Source organism: Streptomyces bathyalis, from assembly GCF_015910445.1.
GTDB classification, from domain to species: Bacteria; Actinomycetota; Actinomycetes; order Streptomycetales; family Streptomycetaceae; genus Streptomyces; species Streptomyces bathyalis.
The window spans coordinates 4,295,311-4,321,903 of sequence record NZ_CP048882.1; the positions used below are offsets into that span (position 1 = coordinate 4,295,311).

22 protein-coding genes and 1 tRNA gene are annotated in these 26,593 nt (G+C 71.1%); 15 read left to right on the forward strand and 8 right to left on the reverse strand.

Annotated features, from left to right (window positions below):
* Positions 1-73: 73 nt before the first annotated feature.
* Entirely contained in the window at positions 74-1,111 is a 1,038-nt protein-coding gene (locus G4Z16_RS18720) for an extracellular catalytic domain type 1 short-chain-length polyhydroxyalkanoate depolymerase (protein ID WP_197351885.1), read from the reverse strand.
* 155 nt (positions 1,112-1,266) lie between these two features.
* Here G4Z16_RS18720 and G4Z16_RS18725 point away from each other — a divergent pair, with 155 nt between their 5' ends.
* The gene (locus G4Z16_RS18725) at positions 1,267-2,067 is read left to right on the forward strand and encodes a 3-hydroxybutyrate dehydrogenase (RefSeq protein WP_197351886.1); all 801 of its coding nucleotides are present in this window, start codon (positions 1,267-1,269) and stop codon (positions 2,065-2,067) included.
* Between the two features lie 120 nt (positions 2,068-2,187).
* The gene (locus tag G4Z16_RS18730; protein ID WP_197351887.1) at positions 2,188-4,074 is read left to right on the forward strand and encodes a helix-turn-helix domain-containing protein; all 1,887 of its coding nucleotides are present in this window, start codon (positions 2,188-2,190) and stop codon (positions 4,072-4,074) included.
* Here the strand turns inward: G4Z16_RS18730 and G4Z16_RS18735 are convergent.
* Positions 4,036-5,547 (reverse strand): MFS transporter, encoded by a 1,512-nt coding sequence (locus G4Z16_RS18735; protein WP_197351888.1) that lies wholly within the window; start codon positions 5,545-5,547, stop codon positions 4,036-4,038. The two genes, G4Z16_RS18730 and G4Z16_RS18735, sit on opposite strands and share 39 nt — an antisense overlap.
* Positions 5,548-5,660: 113 nt before the next feature.
* On the opposite strand from G4Z16_RS18735, the gene G4Z16_RS18740 reads away from it, so the two are divergent.
* Positions 5,661-6,419 carry a phosphoglyceromutase gene (locus G4Z16_RS18740; RefSeq protein WP_197351889.1) on the forward strand — a complete coding sequence of 253 codons (759 nt, stop codon included), beginning with the start codon at positions 5,661-5,663 and terminating at the stop codon, positions 6,417-6,419.
* Between the two features lie 413 nt (positions 6,420-6,832).
* A complete protein-coding gene (locus tag G4Z16_RS18745; RefSeq protein WP_197351890.1) occupies positions 6,833-7,123 on the forward strand; it encodes a hypothetical protein in 291 nt (96 codons plus the stop codon).
* Between the two features lie 360 nt (positions 7,124-7,483).
* Here G4Z16_RS18745 and phoU read toward each other — a convergent pair whose 3' ends face one another.
* On the reverse strand, positions 7,484-8,185 hold the full coding sequence (phoU, locus tag G4Z16_RS18750) for a phosphate signaling complex protein PhoU (protein ID WP_197351891.1): 702 nt from the start codon (positions 8,183-8,185) through the stop codon (positions 7,484-7,486).
* 201 nt (positions 8,186-8,386) lie between these two features.
* Here phoU and G4Z16_RS18755 point away from each other — a divergent pair, with 201 nt between their 5' ends.
* On the forward strand, positions 8,387-9,982 hold the full coding sequence (locus G4Z16_RS18755; RefSeq protein WP_197351892.1) for an ATP-binding protein: 1,596 nt from the start codon (positions 8,387-8,389) through the stop codon (positions 9,980-9,982).
* Positions 9,979-10,659: a two-component system response regulator PhoP gene (phoP, locus tag G4Z16_RS18760; protein WP_028437776.1), complete on the forward strand. Its 681-nt coding sequence runs from the start codon at positions 9,979-9,981 to the stop codon at positions 10,657-10,659. The genes G4Z16_RS18755 and phoP overlap by 4 nt, the downstream gene beginning before the upstream one ends.
* 89 nt (positions 10,660-10,748) lie before the next feature.
* Here the strand turns inward: phoP and G4Z16_RS18765 are convergent, their stop codons facing one another.
* Entirely contained in the window at positions 10,749-11,453 is a 705-nt protein-coding gene (locus tag G4Z16_RS18765) for a copper chaperone PCu(A)C domain-containing protein (protein WP_197351893.1), read from the reverse strand.
* A 534-nt stretch (positions 11,454-11,987) separates the two neighbouring features.
* Between G4Z16_RS18765 and G4Z16_RS18770 the strand changes: the two genes are divergently transcribed.
* The 7 genes from G4Z16_RS18770 (at position 11,988) to G4Z16_RS18800 (ending at position 19,491) form a co-directional block, all read left to right on the forward strand.
* Entirely contained in the window at positions 11,988-12,470 is a 483-nt protein-coding gene (locus G4Z16_RS18770) for a CarD family transcriptional regulator (protein WP_016472332.1), read from the forward strand.
* Positions 12,471-12,857: 387 nt separating this feature from the next.
* Positions 12,858-13,769, forward strand: a complete 912-nt coding sequence (ispD, locus tag G4Z16_RS18775) for a 2-C-methyl-D-erythritol 4-phosphate cytidylyltransferase (RefSeq protein WP_246530938.1) — start codon at positions 12,858-12,860, stop codon at positions 13,767-13,769.
* Positions 13,759-14,268 (forward strand): 2-C-methyl-D-erythritol 2,4-cyclodiphosphate synthase, encoded by a 510-nt coding sequence (ispF, locus tag G4Z16_RS18780; protein WP_197351894.1) that lies wholly within the window; start codon positions 13,759-13,761, stop codon positions 14,266-14,268. Before ispD ends, ispF begins: the two co-directional genes overlap by 11 nt.
* A gap of 105 nt (positions 14,269-14,373) precedes the next feature.
* The gene (locus G4Z16_RS18785) at positions 14,374-14,823 is read left to right on the forward strand and encodes a PPOX class F420-dependent oxidoreductase (RefSeq protein WP_197354743.1); all 450 of its coding nucleotides are present in this window, start codon (positions 14,374-14,376) and stop codon (positions 14,821-14,823) included.
* 104 nt (positions 14,824-14,927) lie between these two features.
* Positions 14,928-16,343, forward strand: a complete 1,416-nt coding sequence (gene cysS, locus G4Z16_RS18790; protein WP_197351895.1) for a cysteine--tRNA ligase — start codon at positions 14,928-14,930, stop codon at positions 16,341-16,343.
* Positions 16,344-16,559: 216 nt separating this feature from the next.
* On the forward strand, positions 16,560-17,507 hold the full coding sequence (gene rlmB / locus G4Z16_RS18795) for a 23S rRNA (guanosine(2251)-2'-O)-methyltransferase RlmB (RefSeq protein ID WP_197351896.1): 948 nt from the start codon (positions 16,560-16,562) through the stop codon (positions 17,505-17,507).
* Between the two features lie 169 nt (positions 17,508-17,676).
* A complete protein-coding gene (locus G4Z16_RS18800) occupies positions 17,677-19,491 on the forward strand; it encodes a DoxX family membrane protein (protein WP_197351897.1) in 1,815 nt (604 codons plus the stop codon).
* A gap of 97 nt (positions 19,492-19,588) precedes the next feature.
* Here the strand turns inward: G4Z16_RS18800 and G4Z16_RS18805 are convergent, their stop codons facing one another.
* From G4Z16_RS18805 to G4Z16_RS18815, 3 genes are all read right to left on the reverse strand, one after another.
* Positions 19,589-20,341, reverse strand: a complete 753-nt coding sequence (locus G4Z16_RS18805; RefSeq protein WP_197351898.1) for a nucleotidyltransferase family protein — start codon at positions 20,339-20,341, stop codon at positions 19,589-19,591.
* Positions 20,342-20,441: 100 nt separating this feature from the next.
* On the reverse strand, positions 20,442-20,855 hold the full coding sequence (locus tag G4Z16_RS18810; protein ID WP_197351899.1) for a hypothetical protein: 414 nt from the start codon (positions 20,853-20,855) through the stop codon (positions 20,442-20,444).
* A 208-nt stretch (positions 20,856-21,063) separates the two neighbouring features.
* The gene (locus tag G4Z16_RS18815; protein ID WP_197351900.1) at positions 21,064-22,188 is read right to left on the reverse strand and encodes an ABC transporter ATP-binding protein; all 1,125 of its coding nucleotides are present in this window, start codon (positions 22,186-22,188) and stop codon (positions 21,064-21,066) included.
* Positions 22,189-22,373: 185 nt separating this feature from the next.
* Here G4Z16_RS18815 and G4Z16_RS18820 point away from each other — a divergent pair.
* Positions 22,374-22,450 (forward strand) — tRNA-Thr (locus G4Z16_RS18820).
* A 58-nt stretch (positions 22,451-22,508) separates the two neighbouring features.
* Here G4Z16_RS18820 and G4Z16_RS33310 read toward each other — a convergent pair.
* On the reverse strand, positions 22,509-22,619 hold the full coding sequence (locus G4Z16_RS33310) for a transposase (protein ID WP_197354744.1): 111 nt from the start codon (positions 22,617-22,619) through the stop codon (positions 22,509-22,511).
* A 289-nt stretch (positions 22,620-22,908) separates the two neighbouring features.
* Between G4Z16_RS33310 and G4Z16_RS18830 the strand changes: the two genes are divergently transcribed.
* Complete coding sequence (locus G4Z16_RS18830; RefSeq protein WP_197351901.1) at positions 22,909-26,574, forward strand: TIR domain-containing protein; 3,666 nt, start codon at positions 22,909-22,911, stop codon at positions 26,572-26,574.
* The last annotated feature ends 19 nt before the right edge of the window (positions 26,575-26,593 follow it).

Consider the following 26,593-nt stretch of genomic DNA (forward strand, 5'->3'; position numbering starts at 1 on the left):
CGCACGGGCGCCGGGTGCCGGAGCGCACCGGCTCACCTCCGGGGGAACACCGGGAACGGGGAGGGACCTGACGTCAGCCTCCCAGCCCCCAGTCAGCGGTGATGTGCTTGGTCGAGCAGATCGTGTCGAGGAAGTTCTTACCGGCCTTTCCGCAGTCCTCGTCCGGTTTCACGGGGGTGCCGTGCGGCATGCCGTCCACCATGTAGCCGCGCACCACGACGTCGCCGTCCGCGTTCTGGTAGTCGGAACGGGTGGTGCCGCCCTGCAACTTCTCGGTGGCGTCGGCCTTCTGGTCGGCGCCCAGTACGTCCGTCCACTGCTTGACGGACTCCTCGGCGTTCATCGGTGCCACGGTCGTGTCACCCGTGCCGTGCCAGACCGACACCTTCGGGCGGGGCCCGGAGTGGTCGGGGGCGCCCTTCCTGACCAGGTCGCCCCACGCCGAGGCCGACTTGGAGACACCCGGGTTCATGCAGGTGAAGGCCTCGGCGACGCTGTTCGCGCATCCGTGCGGCAGGCCCGCGACGACCGCTCCGCCCTTGAAGACGTCGGGGTAGGCGGCGAGCATCGACGCCGTCATGGCGCCGCCCGCCGACAGGCCGGTGACGAAGACCCGCGAGGGGTCGGCGTCCAGATCGGCCACCGTCCGGTCCACCATCTGCTTGATCGACAGCGCCTCTCCCTTGCCGCGGTCGGTGTCGCCGGCCTGGAACCAGTTGAAGCACTTGTTGCTGTTGTTGGACTGTTCCTGCTGGGGCGCGACGACGGAGAAACCCCCGGCGTCGGCGGACTTCTGCCAGCCGGCACCCTCGAAGTATGTCGCCGCGTCCTGGGTGCAGCCGTGCAGCACGAGGACCACGGGCGCCTTCGCGGGCAGCCCGTCCGGGGTGTAGCGGTACATGCTGAGCGCTCCGGGGTTGGAGCCGAAGTCGTCGACCTTCTCCAGGCCGGCGGCCGCGGCTCTCTCCTCGGCCGGGCCCGCCGAGCGCGAGGCGTCGGCGGGGTCCGCGGCGAAGGAGGTGCCTACGCCGGCCGTCGCGGCGAGCCCCGCGGTGGCGAGTGCGGTCAGTGCGGTCAGCAGCAGAGCGGCTTTCGAGCGAATTGCTTTCATGGCGCTCCTTCCGTGGGGGGTGTCCCCTGAGGGACCTGTCGACCGTAGGGGCGCCGCGACCGGCACCCGAACGTGTCGTACGTCCAGCGGTGAGCGGGCGTGAATGTGGCGCCACCACATTGGGCGGCCGCCGCACGCGGACCTAGCGTTGCCGCATGACCGAGCAGCTGACACCCGGCCCGCACTCCGTCGCCCTCGACTTGACCGGCCACACCGTGCTGGTCACCGGTGCCGCGAGCGGCATCGGACGGGCCTGCGCCCTGAGACTGGCCGCGGCGGGCGCCAAGGTCCGGGTGGTCGACCGCGACGCCGACGGTCTGCGTGCCCTGCAGGACGAGGACGCGGGCGGCTCGGTCCAGCCCCACCCCCTCGACCTCACCGACCCGGAAGGGCTCGACGCCGCCGAGAGCCTCGCGGCGGGCACCGACATCCTCGTCAACAACGCGGGCGCCCAACTGGTCCGCCCCATCGAGGAGTTCCCGCCCGAGGACTTCCGCAGGCTGCTCACGCTGATGCTGGAGGCCCCCTTCCGGCTCGTGCGGGGCGCGCTCCCGCAGATGTACGAGCAGGGCTGGGGCCGCATCGTGAACATCTCCTCCGTGCACGGGCTGCGCGCCTCGGCGTACAAGTCGGCCTACGTCTCGGCCAAGCACGGTCTGGAGGGCCTGTCGAAGGTCACCGCGCTGGAGGGCGCCGAGCGCGGCGTCACGTCCAACTGCGTCAATCCGGCCTACGTCCGTACGCCGCTGGTGGAGCGGCAGATCGCCGACCAGGCTGCGGCGCACGGCATCTCGGCCGATCGGGTCGTCTCGGAGATCCTGCTGGCCGACTCCGCACTCAAGCGGCTGCTCGAACCCGAGGAGGTCGCCGAATCCGTCGCCTACCTGTGCACCCCGCAGGCGTCCTTCATCACAGGAGCCTCGCTGCCCCTCGACGGCGGATGGACCGCACACTGACGACGGGGCCGTATCAACGGCCGGGCAGCGCCGGGGGCCGCCCGCCCGGCGGTGCTCCGGCCCCCCTGCGGACCGTCCGCCCCTGGCGTCACGACACCCACCCCGGGTAAGCCTGTGACCATGCCCGAAGCCCGGCCTTCCGACGCCGCCTACCTGGAACTCCTCTCGCGCCGTGCGCCCGCCGAGGCGTACGACGAACCGCTGGCGCGCGCCCGCGAGGCCGGCGCACCGTCCGGTGAGCTCGCCGCCCTCGAGAGCGGCAAGCTGCTGGCGCTGCGCATCCGCGCGGAACTGGAGGGGCGGCGCCGCCGTGAGGCCGAGCTGACCGCGCTCATCGAGACCGTGCACGACCTCGCGGGGCTGCGCGACCTGGACGACGTGCTCCGCGCGATCGTGCAGCGTGCCCGCTCGCTGCTGGGCACCGAGGTCGCGTACATGACCCTCACGGACCACGAGCGCGGCGACACCTACATGCGGGTCACCGAGGGCTCGGTCTCCGCCCGCTTCCAGCAGGTGCGCCTCGGCATGGGCGAGGGCCTCGGCGGGCTCGTGGCGCAGACCGCACGCCCCTACGTCACCGACAACTACCCGACGGACGCGCGCTTCCGGCACACCGGCCCCATCGACGCCGCGGTCGGCGAGGAGGGCCTGATCGCCATCCTCGGGGTGCCGCTGCTGCTCGGCGGACGCGACGTCATCGGCGTCCTCTACGCCGCCGACCGCCGCGCGCGCGTCTTCGAACGTGAACAGATCGCGCTGCTCGGCTCGTTCGCGGCCCACGCGGCCGTGGCGATCGACACCGCACGCCTGCTCTCCGAGACCCGCGACGCGATGGCCGAGCTGGAGAGCGCCAACGAGACGATGAAGCGCGCCAGCGACGTGCACGACAGGCTCACCGAACTCGTGCTGCGCGGCGGCGACGTGACGGACGTGGCCGCCGCCGTCTCCGAAGTGCTCGCGGGGCGCGTCGAGTTCGTCGAACCGTCCGCCGCGTCCGCGCGTCCCGCGGTGGAACGCTCACGCAGCGCCGGCCACGCGATGCGGGACCGCGACACCTGGGTCACCGCCGTCTCCGCGAGCGGCGAACTCCTGGGCGCGCTCGCGCTGCACGGTCATCCCGTGCTCGACCCCGTCGACCAGCGCACCTTCGAGCGCGCCGCCATGGTCACGTCCCTGCTGCTGCTCGCACGCCGCTCCGCCGGCGAGGCCGAGCAGCGCGTACGCGGCGAACTCCTCGACGACCTCCTGGACTCCACGAGCCACGACCCGCGCCTGCTGCGCGACCGCGCGGCACGGCTGCACGCCGACCTCGACGCACCGCACGTACTGCTCAGCGCCCGGCTCGAAGGCCATGGGGACCCCGCGGAGAAGGAGGAGAGCCCCGGCAGGCAGCGCCTGTGGGCCGCCGCCTCCCACCTGGCCGTCACCCGGCACGGGATGGCCGCCGCCAGGGACGGCGGGATCGTGCTGCTGCTGCCGCTGCGCTCCGACAGCACGCCCTCCCGCATCGCCTGCGAGATCGCCGCCGAACTCGGGCACTCGGCGGGCGCGCCCGTCACCGTCGGCGCATCGGCGCCCGTGGCCGCGCCCGCCGCCGAGTCCGGAGCCGTCGCCGCGGCCTACCCGGAGGCGCGGCGCTGCGTGGACGCTCTGCGGCTGCTCGGGCGCTCCGGTCAGGGCGCGGCGGCCGAGGACTTCGGCTTCATCGGCATGCTGCTGACCGACAGCCGCGACGTGGGCAGCTTCGTACGCCGCACGCTCGGGCCCGTACTGGACTACGACGCACGACGCGGCACCGACCTGGTGGCCACCATGGACGCCTACTTCGCGTGCGGGATGAGCCCCGCACGCGCGAAGGACGAACTGCACGTGCACGTCAACACCGTCGCCCAGCGCCTGGAGCGTGTGGCCAGGCTGCTGGGCGACGACTGGCAGTCCCCGGAACGTGCCCTCGAGACGCAGCTCGCGCTACGGCTGCACCGACTCGCGGGAGCGGTCGGACGGTGAACTCGGCGTCCGCGGGCCGGCCTTGGGGGAGCCCGCCCGCTTGCCGTCGACGCTGTCGTCCTCGCCGATCTGCGTCAGGTCGCGCTTGCTGGTCTCCTTCGCACACGCGATTGCGAGGATGGTCAGCAGAGCGGCGCCGATGACGTACAGCGCGATCGGTGTCGAGCTGCCGTAGTCCGCCAGCAGCGCCGTGGCGATCAGCGGCGCCGGCGCACCCGCCGCCACGGACGAGAACTGCGCACCGATGGACGCACCGGAGTAGCGCAGCCTCGTGGCGAACAGCTCGGAGAAGAAGGCCGCCTGAGGCGCGTACATCGCACCGTGCAGGATCAGGCCGACCATCACCGCGAGCACCATCGCACCGAAGCTCTTGGTGTTCAGCAGCTCGAAGAACGGGAAGACCCACAGGCCGGTCCCGATGGCGCCCAGCATGTAGACCGGACGGCGTCCGAGCCGGTCGGAGAGCGCACCCCACGCGGGGATCACCGCGAAGTGCACCGCGGAGGAGATGAGCACCGCGTTGAGAGCCGTCTGCTGCGAGAGGCCCAGCTCCTTGGTGACGTAGACGAGGATGAACGCGGTGATGACGTAGAAGGCGATGTTCTCCGCCATGCGCGCGCCCATCGCGATGAGCACGTCCTTCCAGTGGAAGCGCAGCACGGCGATCAGCGGCATCCGCTCCACCTGCGCGTCCCCGCCGCTCATCGCGGCCTCCGCCTTGCGGGCCTCGGCGCGTTCGCGGGCCTCCTTGAAGACCGGCGTCTCGTCGACCGCGAGCCGGATCCACATGCCGACGCCGACCAGCACGGCCGAGAGCAGGAACGGCACCCGCCAGCCCCAGCTCAGGAAGGCCTCCTCCGACAGCAGCGCCGTCAGCACCGCCAGCACGGCCACGCCCAGCAACTGCCCCGCGGGCGCGCCCGTCTGCGGCCAGGAGGCCCAGAACCCGCGGCGCTTCGCGTCCCCGTGCTCGGAGACCAGCAGCACCGCGCCGCCCCACTCGCCGCCGAGCGCGAAGCCCTGGATGAGGCGCAGGACCGTCAGCAGCACGGGTGCGAGCGAGCCGACAGCGGCATGCGTGGGCAGCAGCCCGATCGCGAACGTCGCCCCGCCCATCATCAGCAGGCTCAGCACGAGCAGCTTCTTGCGGCCGATCCGGTCGCCGTAGTGCCCGAAGACGAGCGCCCCGATGGGACGGGCGGCGAAGCCGACGGCGAGGGTGAGGAAGGCCAGCAGCGTGCCGACCAGCGGGTCGGAGCTCGGGAAGAAGAGCTTGTCGAAGACGAGGGCTGCGGCCGAACCGTAGAGGAAGAAGTCGTACCACTCGATCGTCGTGCCGACGAGGCTGGCGGCGACGATGCGCTTCAGCGACGACGACGCGGGCGAGGAGGACGACGGTGCCGGGGAGGCCGGCTTCGGCGACGCGGGATCAGGCGTCGGGCTCTTGTCAGCTGCGGGATTCTCGGGGGTCATGGCGTGACCGTAGGGACGAACCGGCCGCCGACACATGTGCGCGGGAGCCACACCGCCGTGAGCGGATATCGCCTCCGAACACACCGCCGGACACACCCAGTAGGGTGCTCCGCATGGCCGACGCACCGTACAAGCTGATCCTCCTCCGGCACGGAGAGAGCGATTGGAACGCTAAGAACCTGTTCACCGGCTGGGTGGACGTGAACCTCACCGAGAAGGGCGAGAAGGAGGCGGTCCGCGGCGGCGAGTTGATCAAGGACGCCGGACTGCTCCCCGACGTGCTGCACACCTCCGTGCAGAAGCGGGCGATCCGCACCGCGCAGCTCGCACTGGAGTCCGCCGACCGGCTCTGGATCCCGGTCCGCCGCTCCTGGCGGCTCAACGAGCGGCACTACGGAGCCCTGCAGGGCAAGGACAAGGCGCAGATCCGTGAGGAGTTCGGCGAGGAGCAGTTCATGCTCTGGCGCCGCTCGTACGACACCCCGCCGCCCGAACTGCCCGACGGCGCCGAGTACTCGCAGAGCGACGACCCGCGCTACGCCGGAGTTCCGAGCGAGCTGCGCCCGCGCACCGAGTGCCTCAAGGACGTCGTGGGAAGGATGCTGCCGTACTGGTTCGACGGCATCATCCCGGACCTTCTCGCGGGGCGCACCGTCCTGGTCGCCGCGCACGGCAACTCCCTGCGGGCCCTCGTGAAGCACCTCGACGGCGTCTCCGACGAGGACATCGCGGGCCTGAACATCCCTACCGGTATCCCGCTCAGCTACGAACTGGACGCCGATTTCCACCCGGTGGTCCGCGGCGGCACCTACCTCGACCCCGAGGCGGCGAAGGCCGCGATCGAGGCCGTGAAGAACCAGGGCAAGAAGTAGCACCACGACTCGAAGAAGCCCCCTGCCTGCGGTTGTCCCGCGAGCAGGGGGCTTGCTTCTGACGGCGGCCACCGCCTCCCGGGTGTCCCGCCGGCCGACCCCCGTGGGTGGTCGGTGGTCTGCGCGACGAGGACGATGCAGCGGATGCCGCCCCCGGCACCGGCCTGTCCGCCGGTGATGCTCATCCGGGTCAGGTCGAGACTGCCGAGGCCTCTCGATTTCGACAATGCGGAAACTGCCGGTGACGGCGAGGCGCCCACCGCTCTTCACGGCCCCTGTCGGCGGTTTCGCCAGGTGGGGAGCGTCGCCGTGCCCGCCGCCGTCCGGCCGCCGAAATGTTGCCGGAGCGGTGCGCGCGCCGGAGGCTGAGCGCAACCTCCGCAACCCCGCCTCCCCCACAAGGAGTCAGCGCAATGAGGATGATGCTCAGAGCCCTCATGGACACCGAGAAGTCGAACAAGGCGATTGAGAACGGCCAGATGCAGAAGATGATGGACGCGCTCACGGACCAGCTCAAACCGGAAGCGGCGTACTACAGCCCGCACGCCGGCAAGCGCTCCTGCATCATGATCTTCGACATGAAGGAGAGCTCTCAGCTGCCGCCCATCGTCGAGATGCTGTTCCAGACGATGGGTGCGGAGGTCGAGATCCAGCCCGTGATGAACCGTGAGGAGCTGCACAAGGGCCTGGCGGCAATCGCCTGAGCGGACTCCAGGCACGAACTGCCTCCAGGCACGAACTGAGGGCCCTGCCTCGTCGAACCGGGCAGGGCCCTCAGCGGCAGTACCCCGTCAGCCGCAGCAACCGCCGCACTGACACGGGCCGCCGGACTGGCATCCGCACCCGCATCCCGGGCCGCACCCGCACGCCCCCAGTACGTGCAGGGACGGCCTCTCCTCCGACCGCGCGGGGGACAGGGCCGGATCGTTGTGATCAGCCATGAGTTCCCTCCTTCTCCTCCCCGGTCCACTCCCACCCTCCGGCCCGCCCCCACGGGCGCGCAAAGAGCGCGTAGGTGCACGAAAAGGCCGGGCGTGCCCCCGACGCCGTGCGGCCGCAGGCGCTCAGGAGCTCTCGACCGGTGCGGTGCCGTCGCCGGCCGCCGCGGCCGCCGGGTCCAGCTCGTCCGCGTAGTCGCCGGTGACCAGATAGACGACGCGACGGGCCACGGAGACCGCGTGGTCCGCGAAGCGCTCGTAGTAGCGCCCGAGCAGCGTCACGTCGACAGCCGTCTCGATGCCGTGGTGCCAGCGGTCGTCCATCAGGTGCTGGAAGAGCGTGCGGTGCAGGTCGTCCATCGCGTCGTCGTCCTGCTCCAGCTGCATCGCCAGATCGACGTCCTTGGTGATGATCACCTCTGCGGCCTTCGCCATCAGCCGCTGCGCCAGCTGCCCCATCTCCAGCAGCGTCGCCTGCAGATCACTCGGTACGGCCGAGTTGGGGAAACGCAGCCGCGCCACCTTCGCGACGTGCTGCGCCAGGTCGCCGGAGCGCTCCAGATCGGCGCTCATCCGCAGCGAGGTGACGACTATCCGCAGATCGGTCGCGACGGGCTGCTGGCGCGCGAGCAGCTGGATGGCTCGGCTCTCCAGATCGCGCTGGATGTCGTCGACCTTCTCGTCCGCGGCGATGACGCTCTCGGCCAGCTTCAGGTCCGCGTCCAGCATCGCCGTCGTGGCGCGGCCGATCGCAGAGCCGACGAACCGGGCCATGTCGACCAGGCTGTCGCTGATCGAGTCCAGCTCCTCGTGGTACGCGTCACGCATGGCTGTCCTTCCCTCGCATGTTCTCTCGACAGAGGGGCCCCGGAGGACCGGCCTCAGGTTCCCACGCTCCGTCCGGAATGCGTCTGTCGCCGACCCCCCGGATGAATCGACCGCGACCTCAAGGTGAACTCTGGGAGACGAGTGTTCGAGGTCCCCTTCTTCCCCTGGGGCGGTACCGACGAGCACGCATAGCCTTGAGGCATGAACGTGAACGCGGCGGTCGCCGCAGCGGCGGCGATCGCCGGAGTACTGACCGGCGTGATCGCGATGCTGGCGTTCCGCTGGAGCGAGCGCGACCAGGCCCGTCCCACGCGCTCCTCGCTGCACACCGAGGCCGTTCTGCCGCCCGGTGTGGACACCGTGCTGTCCGTGCTGCGCTCCTCCGCCGTCGTCCTGGACGAGGCGGACGAGGTGGTCAAGGCGAGCTCCGCCGCGTACGCCCTGGGGCTGGTGCGTGGCGGCCGGCTGGCCGTCGAGCCGATGCTGAAGATGGCCCGCGAGACGAGGCGGGACGGAGAGATACGGCAGGTCGACCTGGATCTCCCGCGGCGCGGTACGGGCCGGGGCGACGCCCTCGCCGTGTCCGCCCGCGTGGCACCGCTCGGCTCCCGTCTCGTACTGCTGCTCGTCGAGGACATGACGGAGGCCCGCCGCATAGAGGCCGTGCGCCGTGACTTCGTGGCGAACGTCAGCCATGAGCTGAAGACCCCGGTCGGCGCGCTGTCCCTGCTCTCCGAGGCGGTACTGGACGCGGCGGACGACCCCGAGGCGGTCGAGCGCTTCGCCGGGCGCATGCAGTACGAGGCGACGCGGCTGACAAGCCTCGTCCAGGAGCTGATCGACCTCTCGCGCGTGCAGAACGACGACCCGCTGGGCGATTCCGAGCAGGTCGGCGTGGACGAGCTGATGGGCGAGGCGATCGACCGCTGCCGCCAGTCCGCGGGCAGCAAGCAGATCACGCTCGTCGCGGGCCGTACGAGCGTCGGCGGCACGTCCACGAGCGGCACCGCCGACGGCGGGCTCCATGTGTGGGGCAACCGCAGCCAGCTCGCGGCCGCCCTCGGCAACCTCGTCGAGAACGCCGTGAACTACTCGCCCGCCCGCACCCGCGTCGGCATCGCCGGGCGCCGGGTGGCGGCCCCCGGCGGGGACTTCATCGAGATATCGGTCAGCGACCAGGGCATCGGCATCTCCGAGCGGGACAAGGAGCGGGTCTTCGAGCGGTTCTACCGTGTGGACCCGGCCCGCTCCCGTGCCACCGGCGGCACCGGCCTGGGACTGGCCATCGTCAAGCATGTGGCAGCGTCGCACGGCGGCGAGGTCACCGTGTGGAGCGCCGAAGGACAGGGCTCCACGTTCACGCTCCGGCTGCCGGAGGGCGGACCCGGACGGAGCGGCGCGGAGTCGCAGGAGCGCCGCGGCGGAAGCCCGTCCGAGGACGTCGACGAGGAGCTGGAGGACTTCGAGGAGGCGGCGGACTCCCTGGACGAGGCCGGCGAGGCCGACCCGGCCGATCACGCCGCTCAGGCCGGCCCGGGCGAACCCACCGGCCCGGCGGAGCCCGCGGATCCGGACCAGCACCGGCACCGCCGCGGCTCCTCCGAGCCCGGGGACTCCGCTTCCGCGACCCGCTCGGGCGAACCCCCACCGGCTTCCCGTGCCACCCCCGCTACCCCTTCCTCCCTTTCCCCTTCTTCTCCCTCTCCCACTTCCTTTTCCAGTCCCTCCCCATCTCCGTTCACAACGCCGCGCGGTCTGCTGCGCGCCCCTGAAACCGCCCCGGAGGTCCTCCCGTGACCCGAGTGCTCGTCGTCGAGGACGAAGAATCGTTCAGCGACGCACTGTCGTACATGCTGCGCAAGGAAGGCTTCGAGGTAGCCGTCGCATCCACCGGCCCCGACGGGCTGGACGAGTTCGAACGCAACGGCGCCGACCTGGTGCTGCTCGACCTGATGCTGCCGGGGCTGCCCGGCACCGAGGTGTGCCGCCAGCTGCGCGGCCGCTCCAACGTTCCGGTGATCATGGTCACCGCCAAGGACAGCGAGATCGACAAGGTCGTCGGCCTGGAGATAGGAGCCGACGACTACGTGACCAAGCCCTTCTCCTCGCGCGAACTGGTCGCGCGTGTCCGGGCCGTGCTGCGCCGTCAGGGCGAGCCGGAAGAGGTCACCCCGGCGGCCCTGGAGGCCGGCCCCGTCCGCATGGACGTGGACAGGCACGTCGTCACCGTGGCCGGCAGCAAGATCGACCTCCCGCTGAAGGAGTTCGACCTGCTGGAGATGCTGCTGCGCAACGCGGGCCGGGTGCTCACGCGGATGCAGCTGATCGACCGGGTCTGGGGCGCCGACTACGTGGGCGACACCAAGACCCTCGACGTCCACGTCAAGCGCCTCCGCGCCAAGATCGAGCCCGACCCGGGCGCCCCGCGTTACCTGGTGACGGTGCGGGGCCTGGGCTACAAGTTCGAGCCCTAGAGAGCGCAGGCACGAAACGCCTGAGGCCCCGCCCGTACGAGCTGTACGGCGGGGCCTCAGGTGTGTGTGCTGCGGGTGTAGCGGGCGGCTCAGTGCCCCGCGGCGTGGCCCTCGGCCTCGTGCTCGGCCTCCTCCTCCGCGGCGTCTTCATCGGGGGCCGGCGACCCGGACTGCTTGGCGTCCTCCGACGGGCTCTCGGACGAGGATTCCGACGGCGAGGCCGACTCCGAACCGGGCGAAGGCGAGCCGGACGGCGTGCCCGAGGAAGTGCTGGGCGACGGGGCGACCGTCGGGCCGAACTTCGCGTAGTCGCCGTGCGCGGGCACGACCGTCGCCCGCAGCGAGATCTTGCCGGTGCGGCTCAGGTCGAACGAGACGGGCTGGGCGTTGCCGTCCCGCATGGTGCCCGACGTGGACTCGGGCAGCACGGCCGAGGCGTTGCCCTTGCCGCCCAGCGCGAGCGAACCGCCGGCCGGCACCGTGAGGTCCTTCTCGCCCTTCGCCGGGCGGAGCTTCACGCGGGCACCGGCACCCTTGACGGTGATCTCCGCCAGGGTCTCGTCCTTGGAGCCCTGGTTGAAGATGCGGCCCGTCACCGCAGAGGGGCCCTGCCCGCTGTCCGGTGTGACGATGGCGACATTCTGGACCTTGATGGAGCCTTCGGAGGTCGCGGCATTGTCCGGCTTGACCTCCAGCGTCTGAGCGTCGTGCCCCGCGGCGCACGCGGACAGTGTGACGACGGCGAGCGCGAGGGCTGTGGCGGCAAGGGTGCCGCGTCGAATGCTGCTGCTCACGGCGGCGGCAACTCCTGGGCGAGCTCTGGCGGCCGAACTACGGGACGGCTGCGGGCGGATACTTTGATCTGTGGCGCGGCCAGATTACCGAGCGCTTCGCGGACCCCCGCACCCGGCCCTCCTGCCGCGCGCCGTACGGGCCGGTGCGTACGCGGGAGCGCGCGTGGGCTGCGCGCCGGGTGAGGACGTTTCCGGGGAAAGAATGCGAACGGCTTGTGAATTGATCAGCGGAACTGCTGATCAATTCTTGGGAAAGTCCGTGAAGCGGTGAAGAGGGCCGAACGGGCGACGACTTACAGCAGGACAAAACGGACGGCTGATGCTTTCTGAAGCACCCTCTTCAGACGTGTCCGTTGTGTTTCGATGCCCGTTCAGAAGTGCCCCGACCTGCGAATACCTGTTCCAGATGACTGGCCGCAGCACGTAACAGGGCCGCTTGTCAAGCCCCGAGATGCGGCCTGACCTGCGAAAACGCCATTCAGAAGAGCCCGATTCCGTGTTACTCTGGATAGCCACGGAAGGGGTACCTGACACATGACGTTCAAGGTTGGCGACACCGTGGTCTATCCCCATCACGGGGCCGCGCTGATCGAGGCTATCGAAACTCGCCAGATCAAAGGCGTGGACAAGACCTACTTGGTTCTGAAGGTTGCGCAGGGCGACTTGACGGTTCGTGTGCCAGCGGACAATGCGGAGTTCGTGGGCGTACGAGATGTGGTCGGTTCGGACGGGCTGGACAGGGTCTTCGAGGTGCTCCGCGCACCGTATGCCGAGGAGCCGACCAACTGGTCCCGGCGCTACAAGGCGAATCTCGAGAAGCTGGCGTCCGGCGACGTGATCAAGGTGGCGGAGGTCGTGCGCGACCTGTGGCGCCGTGAGCGTGAGCGCGGACTCTCCGCCGGCGAGAAGAGGATGCTCGCCAAGGCCCGCCAGATTCTGGTGAGCGAGCTGGCTCTCGCGGAGAACACGAACGAGGACAAGGCAGAGGCACTGCTCGACGAAGTTCTCGCGTCCTGACCGCGCGAGCGACGAAGAGGGACGGCGCGCAGCCGGCCTCCCAGCACGAGTGAGCAAGCCCAGTAGTCAGTAAGTCTGAGCAGCAGTAGAGCAAGGCTGTGCCGCAGTGCCCGAGTGACGACGTCAGTCGCCGGGCGCTGCGGCATGTCTACGCTATGCAAGCGGCCCCCGACAGCGTTCAGTAACCTCACTACTGCTCGCCGTGCCGGACGCCCGGCACGGTCTCGACGCCTGTCAAAGGCGTGCCGGGCCCGGGCAATCGCCTCGACCGGAAATCACGGAAGGGCCGGTCAAGGCTTCGCGCCCGGCACGCCCCCGACCTGCGTCGGGGGGTACGCCCAGGCCATACCCACACCGGCTGAGGACACAAACCTGAACGTGCAACCGATGTCAATCCAATCCGCGGGCGAGTCGCGTTCCGGCCGCCCGGACGGAGCAAGCCACGACTCAGAGCAGGCAGCGCAGGCCGAACAGCCCGGCAGGACTCCGGCCGCCCGGCCCGCGTCCGACCGCGCCGCCGACCGCGCCGCCGACCCCGCGACCGACCCCGCTGCCGGGCGGCCAGGGCACCGCACCGCCGCCGTCATCCCGGCCGCCGGGCGCGGGCTCCGCCTCGGCCCGGGCGCCCCGAAGGCACTGCGTGCGCTGAGTGGGACGCCGATGCTGGTGCACGCCGTGCGTGCCATGGCCCGCTCGCGTGCCGTCTCCCTCGTCGTCGTGGTCGCACCGCCCGACGGCGCCGACGAGGTCCGGCGCCTCCTGGACGAGCACAACGCCGCAGGGGAGACCGCGACCGATGTCGTGGTCGTCCCCGGCGGTGAGACCCGTCAGGACTCGGTGCGCCTGGGCCTCGCGGCTCTCCCCGATGGCGTCGATTCCGTGCTCGTGCACGACGCTGCCCGTCCGCTGGTGCCGGTCGAGACCGTGGAGGCCGTGGCGGCGGCCGTGCGGGAGGGGGCGCCCGCCGTCGTGCCCGCGCTGCCCGTCCCTGACACGGTCAAGGAGGTCCAGGTCCGCACCGGCGGCGAACCCGAGCCGGTGACGGGCACTCCCGAGCGTTCGCGGCTGAGGGCCGTACAGACCCCGCAGGGCTTCGAGCTGAAGGTGCTCGCCGCGGCGCACGCCCAGGTGGCCCGCGAGGGCGACGGCGCGACGGACGACGCCGGCATGGTCGAGCGCCTCGGCGTCGAGGTCGTGGTGGTTCCGGGTCACGACGAGGCGTTCAAGGTGACGCGGCCGCTGGACCTGGTGCTCGCCGAGGCCGTCCTGGCGAGGAGGCGTGCGACCGATGGCTTCTGAGCGACAGGCACCCGCCCTCCCACTGGTCGGCATCGGCACGGATGTGCACGCCTTCGAGGAGGGGCGCGAACTGTGGTGCGCCGGTCTGCTCTGGGAGGGGGAGCGTTACGGCCTCGCCGGGCACTCCGACGGCGACGTCGCCGCGCACGCGGCATGCGACGCCCTCTTCTCCGCGGCCGGCCTCGGTGACCTCGGTGCCCACTTCGGCACCGGCCGCCCGGAGTGGGCCGGTGCGTCAGGCGTCAGTCTGCTCACGGAGGCCGCGCGGATCGTGCGTGCGGAGGGCTTCACCATCGGCAACGTGGCGATCCAGGTCATCGGCGTGCGGCCCAAGATCGGCAAGCGGCGCGACGAGGCCCGGCGTGCCCTGTCCGCCGCGGTCGGCGCCCCGGTCTCCGTCTCCGGTACGACGACGGACGGGCTGGGCCTGACCGGTCGCGGCGAGGGTCTCGCGGCCCTGGCGACCGCCCTGGTGCTGCCGCCTCCCGCAGCCGACTGAGGCCCAGGCCCACAGGAGTGACGCTGAGCGGGGCCCGGAACACCGGGCCCCGGATGCCCGTTGCAGGTGACACGGACGTGGCACGCCTTGTACGTGACACGGCACATGCCGCAGACAGCGACGATCCTCCGAGAGAAGGCGACCCCAGTGGCAGCAGCACAGATCTCCGACGGCCTCAAGCAGGTTCTGGACTCTCCCGTCTTCGTCGACCTGGCGACGATCCAGCCCGACGGAAGCCCGCAGGTGTCACCGGTATGGGTGAAGCGCGACGGGGACGAATTGCTGATCTCCACCACGACCGACCGCCGCAAGACCCTGAACCTCCGGCGGGACCCCCGGGTCAGCGTCATGGTGCAGCCCGCTGACAACCCGTACACGTACGCGGAGATCCGCGGCACCGCCACTGTCACCACCGAGGGCGGCCCGGAGCTGATCGACGAACTGGCCCAGAAGTACACGGGGAAGAACTACGCCGATTTCAACCCGCGTTGGACGCAGGACGCCGAGAGGGTCGTCGTGCGCGTCACGCCCAGGAAGATCACCGGACGCCTCTGACAGACCTGACACCCGGCTCCCGGCATTCCCTCACGTATGCCAGGGGTCTGCCGCGAGCCCGGTGTGCGGGACGGCCGCCCTCACGGGCCCACTACCCTGGTCGCGTGAGTATTCGCCTGTACGACACCAGCAGCCGGCAGATCCGCGACTTCGTCCCCCAGACGCCGGGCCATGTCTCGATCTACCTGTGTGGTGCCACCGTGCAGGCTGCCCCGCACATCGGGCACATCAGGTCGGGGCTCAACTTCGACATCATGCGCCGCTGGTTCGCCCACCGCGGCTACGACGTCACGTTCGTGCGGAACGTGACCGACATCGACGACAAGATCATCGTGAAGGCCGTCGAGCAGAACCGTCCCTGGTGGGCGATCGGCTACGACAACGAGCGCGCGTTCACCGCCGCGTACGACGCGCTCGGCTGCCTGCCGCCCACGTACGAGCCGCGGGCAACGGGCCACGTCCCCGAGATGATCGAGATGATGCGCGCCCTCATCGACAAGGGCCACGCCTACGCGGCGGACGGGAACGTGTACTTCGACGTCCGCTCGTACGCGGACTATCTCCGGCTGTCCAACCAGGATCTGGACAGCCTGCTCCAGCCCGAGGGCGAGGGCGAGACCGGCAAGCGGGACCCCCGCGACTTCGCCATGTGGAAGGCCGCCAAGCCCGGCGAGCCGAGCTGGGAGACGCCGTGGGGCCGCGGCCGTCCCGGCTGGCACCTGGAGTGCTCGGCCATGGCGCACAAGTACCTCGGCTCGTCCTTCGACCTGCACGGCGGGGGAGTCGACCTGGTCTTCCCGCACCACGAGAACGAGATCGCGCAGTCGAAGGCGTTCGGCGACGAATTCGCGCGCTACTGGGCGCACAACGCCTGGGTCACCATGAGCGGCGAGAAGATGAGCAAGTCGCTGGGCAACTCGGTGCTCGTCAGCGAGATGGTCAAGCACTGGCGCCCCATCGTGCTGCGCTACTACCTGGCTTCGCCCCACTACCGCTCCACGATCGAGTACAGCGAGGAGTCGCTGCGCGAGGCGGAGGCCGCCTTCGGCCGCATCGAGGGCTTCCTGCAGCGCGCGGGCGAGGCGGTCGGCGATGTTGCTCCCGCGTCCGAGGTCCCGGCGGCCTTCGCGGAGGCGATGGACGACGACTTCGGGGTCCCGCAGGCGCTGGCCGTCGTGCACACGACCGTCCGGCACGGGAACGCCGCCATGAGCGGGGACGAGAAGGACGCCACCGTCAAGGCGTTCGCGGACGTGCGGGCGATGCTCGGCGTCCTCGGCCTCGACCCGCTCGACCCGCGCTGGCAGTCCACGGCGACGGGCGCCGGGCGGGGCGGCGAGCTGCGCGACGTCGTGGACTCGCTGGTCCGCCTCGTGCTCGACCAGCGGCAGGCCGCGCGCCAGCGCAAGGACTACGCCACGGCGGACGCCATCCGTGACGAGCTGAAGCAGGCGGGGCTGGTCATCGAGGACACCCCGTCGGGGCCGCGCTGGGAACTCGGCGGCAGCGGCAGCCACTGAAACCGTGATCGCGGCCGCCGAACCGCGGCCGTGAGAGGGGAGCCCACCGTTGATCCACTTCTTCGGTGGGCCCTGTCCTCCTGAATAATGGCGGGAGGCGGCGGCCTCCGCGCCCCGCGAGCGTGCGTTGCCCGCCGCCACGGCAGACGGCCGGCAGCAGCCGCCGGGAATCCGGCAGACGAATCAGCAGCAGACCAGCAGAGAAGCAGGTGCCCGATGGCCGGGAACAGCCAGCGCCCCAACCGGCGTACGTCCAACAAGAAGGGCGCGCAGGTCGGCAGCGGCGGCCAGCGGCGCCGCGGGCTCGAAGGCAAGGGCCCCACGCCGCCCGCCGAGATGCGCAAGGGGCACGCCAAGCAGCGCGCGGCGCAGGCCAAGGCCCGGCGCGCGCAGGGCCGTCCGCGCAAGGCCAGCGGCAAGAGCGCCTCGGAACTGGTCGTCGGCCGCAACTCGGTGGTCGAGGCGCTGCGCGAGCACGTACCGGCGTCGACGCTGTACGTGCAGCAGTTCATCGACAACGACGAACGGGTCCGCGAGGCGGTGCGGCTGGCCGGCGAGGACGGCGGCATCAACCTCATGGAGGCGCCCAGGCCCGAACTGGACCGCATGACAAGGGGCCTGCACCACCAGGGACTTGTGCTCCAGGTGCCGGAGTACGAGTACGCGCACCCGGACGATCTGGCGGCCGCCGCCTACGACGAGGGCGAGGACCCGCTGATCGTCGCGCTGGACGGGATCACCGATCCGCGCAATCTCGGCGCGGTCGTGCGCTCCGCCTCGGCCTTCGGCGGGCACGGCGTCGTCGTGCCGGAGCGCCGGGCCGCCGGGATGACGGCCGGGGCGTGGAAGACCTCCGCGGGCACGGCGGCGCACACTCCGGTCGCGCGCGCCGCCAACCTCACGCGTGCGCTGGAGAGTTACCAGAAGGCCGGAATGATGGTGGTGGGCCTCGCGGCGGACGGCGACGTCGAACTCCCGGAACTGGACGTGCTGGAGGGGCCGGTCGTGGTCGTCGTCGGGAGCGAGGGCAAGGGCCTGTCCCGGCTGGTCGGCGAGACCTGTGACGTACGCGTGCGGATCCCGATGCCGGGCGGCGCCGAGTCGCTGAACGCAGGCGTCGCCGCGGGCGTGGTGCTCTACGAGGCGGCGCGGCGCAGGGGTTGACGACGGCGGGACCCGAACCGGCCGCCTGGGGACGGGAGTCGGGGCCGAGCCTCCCGCTCGAAGGCGCCACGGGCTCGCGGTCGCGGCAGCTCGACGGCCTTGACGGGCCTCGGACAGATCGGGGCGGTCAAGGCAGTGTCTTAAGCGTCCGTCACTCGGTTAGTGGAGTGTGGACACCAGAACACCCCGCACGCCCGACCCCTCGGGCCGGCGTCCTGGGGACACCCAACAGGGCGGCCCGAGCGGTTTCTTCGACGACGACACCGGCCTGAGCACGGTCAAGGTCCCCTCCGATCCGGCAGAGGTCGTCGTCACTCACGCGAGCTTCCGGGTGCAGCTCGCGCCGCCCGCCGCCGACCCCGTCACCACCGGCTCCGTCCCTGCCGTGTCCGGAATTCACGCCTCCGGAACGGTCCCGGGCGCGGTTCCGGGATCGTTCTCCGCCAACGGGCCCGGGACGGCGGGCGCGTCGCCGGGCACGTCCGGAACGTCCGTCGTCTGGGGCGTGCACACGGACGCCGACGACACCGCCGCGACCCGGCTGTCCCACGTCGCGCGCCCCGGCCACCGCGGGCCCGCGGAGACCGCCGCCTCCACGACCCAGGTGCTGCCGCGGATCGACGAGGACGCCATCGCCCCGCCGGCGGTCATCGGCCAGCGCGGGGCGCGCCCGCCCGAGACGACACAGCCGCAGTCCCTGCTGCACGGAGTACGCCCCACACGCGGAGCCTTCGACGGTCCGGAACCCGGCGCCTACGACCCGTACGTCGAATACGACGAGAGCGGCGAGAACGGGGACTTCGGCGAGTACGCCGGGTTCTCCGAGTACGGGGAGAGCGGCGCGTACAACCGCCGGGGCAGGCAGCCCCTCGCGCACGCAGACCCCGAGGACGCCGACCGCACCGGCTCCCAGGCCCCGGCAGCCGCCGGAGCACGCCGCCAGGCGTACTATCCCGGCCGCCGCATGAACCTCGGCGTCGTGCTGCTGCCCATGCGGATCTTCCTCGGCTTCATCTCGGTCTACGCCGGCATGGGCAAGCTGTGCGACCCGGTCTACTTCGACGGCGACGCCCGCGGCTCCATGGTGACGTGGCTGCGGTCGCTCGAACCCTGGGCCATCGCCTCCCCGCTGCGGGACTTCGCGCTGGCACACCCCGTCGGCTCCGGGCTGACGGTCGCCTTCCTCCAGATCATCATCGGCGTGCTGACGGTGTGCGGGCTCTGGCAGCGCCTCGCCGCGGCGCTCGGCGCGCTGCTGTCCGCGGCGCTGCTGATGACGGTGAGCTGGAGCTCGGGACCCGCGTACGAGGCGCCGGACATCATTCTCCTCGCCGCGTGGAGCCCGCTGCTCATCGCGGGCGCGCCCGTCTACTCCGTCGACGGCAGGCTCGCCGCCGACGCGTGGCGGAAGCTCGGCCCGCGCGCCGAACTGCGCGACCTGCGCATGAGAGTGCTGCGCCGTGGCGCCGTGATCGCGTCCGTCGTCGCCGGGATCGCGATGCTGACCGGCTCGATGCTGGGCGGTGCCGTACGTTCCGCGCACACGGCCAAGGTGCCCGAGCCCGGCGGCCCGCCCGTCAACCAGCTGCCCGGCTCGCCCCTCCCCACGGACCCGGACGACCGGACCGACAGCGGGCGTCCCGCCGGCGGGCACTCACGGGGCGCCGATGCGGACAGCGGCCGTTCCGGCAGCCCGTCCTCCTCGGCCTCGGCCGACGACCGGCGCGGGGACACGTCCAGTCCCAGCCAGCGCGAGACCGTGCAGGTGCCGAGGGAGACCGTCCCCGGTGCGCAGCCACCGCGGCAGTCGGCGCCCGGCGCACAAGCCACGCAGGGCGGCAGCTCGACTTCGGGCGGCGGCACCGGCGGCGGTGCGCAGGGCGGATCCAACTCCGGTGGCGGCGGCGGGGGTTCGTCGTCCGGCGGCGGTGGCGGATCGTCCTCCGGCGGTAGCGGGGGAGGCCTGGGCGGCCTCCTGGGCTGACCGCGCGCCCGGGCCGGCGTACGAGGCACCTGGCCCGGGCCGACGGGAACACGGCAAAACGGCCCGCCGCGACGAGCGCGAACAACGCAGGGAGCCCTCACTGCTTCTGGGGGGCTCCCTGCGCGTTCCTCAACTCCTTTGCTGCTTCTTCCAGATCCTTGGCGGTGTCGATGGCCCGCCAGTAGGCACCTTGCGGCAACTGGAAGCCCGCGAGCAGGCGTTCGCGGGCGAGCCGAGGGAACGTCGTACGTTCATGGTCGCCGCGCTCCGGCAGCAGCCCGGCGAAGGACGAAGAGAACACGTACACACCGGCGTTGACGAGGTACGGCGACGGGGGAGCTTCGATGAAGTCGAGGACATGGCCGAAGGGATCCGTCTCCACCGCTCCCCACGGGATGCGCGGACGGGCCAGGGCGAGCGTCGCGGCGGCGTCCCGCTCCCCGTGGAACGCGGCCATCTCCCGCAGCGCGAAGCGTGTCCAGATGTCCCCGTTGGTGGCGTACCAGGGCTCGTCGGGCCGGGGCAGCGAGGCGGCCGCGTATTTGAGTCCGCCTCCGCGGCCCAGCGGCTTGTCCTCCACAACGACCGTCGTCCGGAGGGGACTTCGTCCCGAGGGCACCGGAATCTCGGCCTTCGCCAGCCAGTCGTCCAGCACATCGGCCAAGTGGCCGCAGGAGACGACGACATCGGTGACGCCCTCGGTCGCCAGCCAGGCCAACTGGTGCCCGATGATGGGGATTCCGGTGCCGGGGATCTCGACCATCGGCTTGGGACGGTCGTCGGTGTACGGACGAAGCCGCGTCCCCTGGCCACCGGCCAGGATCACGGCTTGCGTGGGGAGCTGCATCATGCAGCGCACCCTATGCGGGGCGCCCGCTCTGCCGTCGTCGGCAGGCGGGCGGTCAGCACATCGGTTGTTCCGCGCCTCAGCGCATTGCTTGTTCCGCGCCTCAGCGCATCCGGGACGCGCCGGTGGCGAAGGACGTGTCGCAGACGGGACGCGAGTAGCGGCTGGCGCGCTGCACGCTGCCGTACTTCTGCACGGCCGCACGCCCGAGCGCCCTGGCGATCGACGTGCAGTGCCTGGCCAGCGACGGGCGCTGCGCCATCTCCTGCTGGAGGCCGGTCAGCGCCACTCCCGGGTCCTTCTCCTGCAGCTCGGCGACGAGGCGGTCGCGCAGCACGTCCTGGGGGGCACGGGAGGTCGCCTTCGTGGACGCCCTGTGCTCGGAAGCCGTGAGCATCTGCGTGCCGGAGGACGAACTCCACGGGACGCGGGCGACGGCGAGTGTCCCGGACAGGACGAGTACGACAGGAAGAACGAGAGCTAGAGATCGGCCGATTCGGCGGGCTGCGTGGTTCACGCCAGCGATCGTAGCGAAGAGTGGTGATTTGGCGACATTCGGTCACTCTGCTGAGCGACGGCGCACAGGCGCGTTATCAACGGGTGTTGACGCACGGAGCGGTATCGCCCGGAAAGAGCCGAAAAGAGGCCGCACGCCCGGCTGTTGCCGAGGCGTGCGGCCCCCTTGGTTGCGCTGAGGTGCGTGCGGGTGCGCGCGGGTGCGTGCGTCAGTCGCTGAGACGCTCACCGCTGGAGGTCGAGAAGACGTGCGTCTCGCCACCGCGCGGCACCACGTTCACGACGGCGCCCTTCTCGGGCACCTGCCGACCGGAGACACGCACCACGAGGTCGCAGTCGTCGGCGCCGACCTTGGCCGTGCCGTAGATGTAGCCGTCCGCGCCGAGCTCCTCGACGACGTTGACGGTGACCGCCACACCCGCCGGCTCGTCCTTGGACAGGGCCTTGTCGGAGCCGTCGCCGTTCACCACGTCGAAGTGCTCGGGGCGCACGCCGACCGTCACCGTCTTGTCGCCCTTCTCGACGGCCGCGGACAGCGCCTCGCGCTCGACCGGAACGACGCTGTTGCCGAACTTCACACCGCCGTCGGTGATCGGCACCTCGACCAGGTTCATGGCGGGGGAGCCGATGAAGCCGGCGACGAAGAGGTTCGCGGGGCGGTCGTACATGTGACGCGGGGTGTCGACCTGCTGCAGCAGCCCGTCCTTCAGGACGGCCACCCGGTCACCCATGGTCATGGCCTCGACCTGGTCGTGGGTGACGTACACGGTCGTGATGCCCAGGCGGCGCTGGAGGCCGGCGATCTGCGTACGGGTCTGCACGCGGAGCTTCGCGTCGAGGTTCGACAGCGGCTCGTCCATGAGGAACACCTGCGGCTCACGCACGATCGCGCGGCCCATCGCCACACGCTGGCGCTGACCACCGGAGAGCGCCTTGGGCTTGCGGTGCAGGTAGTCCGTGAGGTCGAGGATCTTCGCCGCGTCCTCGACCTTCTTGCGGATCTCGGACTTGTTCACACCCGCGATCTTGAGCGCGAAGCCCATGTTGTCCGCGACGGACATGTGCGGGTAGAGCGCGTAGTTCTGGAACACCATGGCGATGTCCCGGTCCTTGGGCGGCAGGTGCGTGACGTCGCGGTCGCCGATGCGTATGGAACCTTCGTTGACGTCCTCGAGACCCGCGAGCATGCGCAGGGAGGTGGACTTGCCGCAACCGGAGGGGCCGACCAGTACGAGGAACTCGCCGTCCTCGATGCCGATGTCGAGCTTGTCGACGGCGGGCTTGTCTCCGCCGGGGTAGATCCGCGTAGCGGAGTCGTACGTGACCGTAGCCATGATGCTGTCTCCTTCACCGGCAGGTACGTGCCGGACGATCCGTCGTAAAGGGAGTACGTTTCACTGCTGTGAACGTGCGGTGACGCTAACCCGCCGGTGTGTGTCTTGTCAGCCCTCGAGCAGCAACGAAACCGCATCGCGGACGGCCGTCACGGGGTGGGTACACTGCACGGGCACGCCAGCCCGCCGCCTTAGCTCAGCTGGTTAGAGCATCTGTCTTGTAAACAGAAGGTCGTCGGTTCGAATCCGACAGGCGGCTCCAGAGAAATACAAGTTCAGAGGCCGGTTCCGATCTTGGAACCGGCCTCTTTGACCTTTCCTCACGTGCCGTCGGCCGCCCACCTGCGCAGACGGATGCGAATGCCCTTCCAGGAGCCGAACTTCTCGGGCAGGTCCATCCATGCGCATCCGGTGCGGTACTTGAAGGCGATCGCGTCGAATCACCTGTCGGTGATCACGCCACCGTCCACCCCGCCTCGGCGAACGGGCGGGCAGCAACGGCCCAATTCCCGCCCACTGCACGTCAGTTGACGGCACACCCGCCCAGACCATCGATCAGATTATCCGGAGAAACGGCCTAGACTTCGCGGCCGGCGATGGGGGCTGACTGAGGGGTGGGGGGCGGATGTGGCCGGTTCTGTGAGCGTGATCATGGGGGAACTCTCAGCGGCCTTAGGGCGGTTGAAGCGGCTGGGGTCGAGCGGGGCAGCGTCCTGGCTGGTGTCCTGCCTGGCGTGCTGGGGCGTCTTCCTGCCGTTTCTGGGGCCCTGGCTGGCGCTGTGCGGGCTGCTGATCCCCATCACCGTCTTCTTTCCCTTCCCCTCGACCGCGGTCCTGTGGGGTTGGAGGAAGATCCGCGTCACCTACGGGTGGTCGTGGGGGCGGCTGCTGCGCGTGGAGACGGTCGCGCTTCCTGTGGCGCTGGTGGCCCTCGGCGGCGTGGCGCTCCTGGCGACGTCGTCGCGGTGGCCGGTTCTCTGGTGGCTCATGGCCGTGCTGCTGCCCATGGGGATCGCCGCCTGCCTCGTGGCCGCCGCCGTCGAGGTCCGTCCCGCCGCCGTCGAGATCCGTCCCGCGGACGTCCCCGACGGGCCGGGGGAGGCGGGCACGGCGGCGGGCACGGTGCCGGGCGGGACGGCGCTGCGCGGGCGGGTGCTGTCGGTGCCGGCGCTTGCCGCCAGGGCGGCGCTCATCGCCGTCCTGTCCGGGCTGTACGTGTGGGCGCTGGGCTGGGCGGCGCGCGGTGTGGGCACCGGGAACCGGCAGCCGGCCACGGCTCGGATCGAGAAGGGCGTGCGGTGGGCCGACGCGCAGCTCGCCTCCAGCCTGTTCGGCCCCACGTACGACCGGCAGTGGTATTGGGCCTTCCTCGTCGGCGCCGCCGCGCTGCTGGCCGCCGGCTGCGCCCTTCTGATGCGGAACGCGCTGCGGCGTACCGCGGCGGCGACGGACCCGTTCGAGGCCGCCGCAGGTACGTACGAGGCGCCCGCCGGGCCCACCGGCAAGGTCTTCCTCAGCTACTCCCGCAAGGACACCGACTTCGCCCGCAGGCTCTCCCCGGGCCTTCAGGAGCGGCTGGGCGAGCTGTGGGTGGACTGGCAGGCGATCAACCCGTCGGAGGAGTGGCGCGAATCCATCGCGCGGGCCGTCCGCACCTCCGACGCGTTCGTCGTACTGCTGAGCCGGGAGGCCCTGTCGTCCACGCACTGCTGGGACGAGTGCCGACAGGCGATGGAGCTGCGCAAGCGCATCCTCCCCGTGGTGATCGACCCGGAGCTGGAGCGCAGCAGCACCAGCGGACTGATGCGGGAGCGCGGCTGGGGCGAGCTGACGGCGTACCAGAAGCTGCCGCTGGTGGAGCCCGACGAGGAGGAACTCGCCCAGGGCGTCGCCGACATCGCCGACTTCGTACACCAGCAACACCGGTGGGTGGCCTTCCACTCGCGGCTGACGAACCTGGCGCACCAGTGGTGGGAGAGCGGCCGCGCCGAGGGGCTGCTGCTGCGGTCCGAGGAGCTGTCCGTCGCCGAGGCGTGGCAGCAGCACGCCCCGGACGAGGCGGACTTCCACACCGGGCTCACCGAGAAGCAGCGGCGTTATCTGGACGAGAGCCGCCGGTCCGTGAGGCGTCGGACGCTGCGTGCCCGGTCGCTTCTGGCGGCGGGCACGGCGGTGGTCGTCGCCCTGTCCGGGCTCGTTGCCGCAGGGCAGGCGGGTGCGGAGAACCAGTACCGGACGGCGCTGTCCCGGAAGCTGGCGGCCCTCTCCGGGGACGTTGCCGGGACCGACCCGGAGAAGTCGCTCCAGTACGCGCTGGCCGCCCGCGGCCAGGCGGACACCGCCGAGGCGCGGAGCGCGATAGCCGAGCGGCTGGACGCGTACGACGCGGTGCGCACCGTCATCGCACCGCGCGGCGCACCGGTGCAGGACGTGGCCCTCAGCAGGAAGGGAGACCTCCTCATCATCGACCGGGGAGAGACCACCGAGGTCTGGGACGTGAAGCGGGCGCGGAGCCGGGGGCTGCTGGAGGGCAGCCTGCTCCACTCCGGGGACGGAGGCCACACCGCTCTGTCGGGGGACGGCCGGACGGTGGCGCTGCAGTCGAACGACAGGCGGCGCGTCGACCTGGTCGACACCGCGAAGCTGACCGTCAAGGACCGCTTCTCGACAGCGGAGGCGGGCGTCTCCTTCGGGCAGATCACGGACGGACAGCTGAGTCCCGACGGCAAGCGCCTGCTGCTCAGCGGATGGTCCAGCTCCGCGAACGAGTCCGACGAGGTCGTCTGGGACGTGCGCCGCCACCGCCTCGCCGATCAGTCCGGCTGCTTCGGGACCATGTCGCCCTCGGGGCGCAGCGTCCTGTGCGAGGACGGCGATGACTTCGTGCTTCGGCATCTCACCGACTCCGGCGCCGAAGAGGAGGGCGGCAGCACCGAATTGGACGCCGATGCCGACAGCGCCAGCTTCGTGGCCTTCACCACCCGGGACGGAGCGCTCTTCAACGTCGACGGCGAGGCCCGCGTCTACGAGCCGGGCGAGGCGAAGCCACGCGTGCCGGTGCCCGGCAAGGCCGTGGCGTCCTGGCAGCGGGCGGGCGGCCCCGCCGTGTTCGACGGGCGCTACGCGGTGCTCGCCGAGGACGGCAAGGAGCCCTTCGAGATGTGGGACCTGCTGGAGAACCGCCGTATCGCGTCCGCGAGCAACGTCGAGAAGGCGATAGAGGAGGGCAGGGACGGGAGGGCACCGAAGTTCGAACCGGCCTGGTCCAACGCCCGGTCGGCGACCCCGGACGGCTCGCTGCACGCGTCGGCGGCCGCCGACGGATCCGTGGTGCTCTGGGGCGAGGACGGTCCTGGCCGGGTCAGCAGAAAGCTGCCGGTCCCGGGGAAGGACGACCCCTACGCGATCAGTCCCGACGCTCGCACCGTCGCTTCGGCCACCGGCGAGTCCGTGAGCACTTGGGACACGCGTGCAGGCCGCCGCACCGGCTCGTTCCAGCTCGACGGCATCAAGGGCGCGCTCGCGTTCGACCGGAGCGGCTCGCTGCTCGCGGTGGCCGTGATGCACGCGCCGGCAGACCGGGACCACGATGAGCCGTCGGAGCTCAGCGTCGAGGTCTTCCGCACACGGGACGGCAAGCGAGTCGCCCGGCTCGACGCGGGCGAGGATTCCAGGAACCACGTCGGGGATCTGATGTTCTCCCCCGGGGGCAAGAAGCTCTACGGTGCGCTCACCGGCGCGTACAAGGTCGTCGAGTGGGACCTGGCCGACTCCGGCGAGAAGCCCCGTACGGTCGCGAAGACCGACGGCTACGCCGACCACGCCGTGCTCAGCGAGGACGGCACGAAGCTCGCCACCGTGAGCCGCCAGGGCACGGTCGGCGTGTGGGACACGGACTCCGGCGACCGGCTGCGCACCTTCCACGAGGCGTACGGCGCGGCCTTCAGCCCGGACGGCAGGACGCTGGCCACGACGCACGGAGGCCGTTCCGTCTCCCTGTGGAACCTGCGCAGCGGCAAGAGGAGCGGGAGCGAGTTCGTGCCCGAAGGAGGCGCGGGCGACGTGCAGTTCAGCCCCGACGGGCGACGGCTCGCGGTCGTGGGCAGTCCCGACGGCGGGCTCGCCGGCGAGCTGCCCGTGACGCTGTGGGATCTGAGCAGCCGCAGGCCGGTCGGCCCCCGACTCGCCACTGTGCACAACCGGGGAGCCGTACGCATCGCGCCGGACGGCGACACCCTCGTGACGGCCGGGCGCTTCGGCACCTCCGTCGTCGACGTCACGCCGGGCGGACGGGTCGCCTCGCTGTGCGGCATGGTCACGCGCAAGATCAGCGAGCGGGACTGGCAGGAGGTCGCGCCGGGGGAGCGGCTGCGCTGGCCGTGCTGAGTGGGCCGCGCTGTGCGCG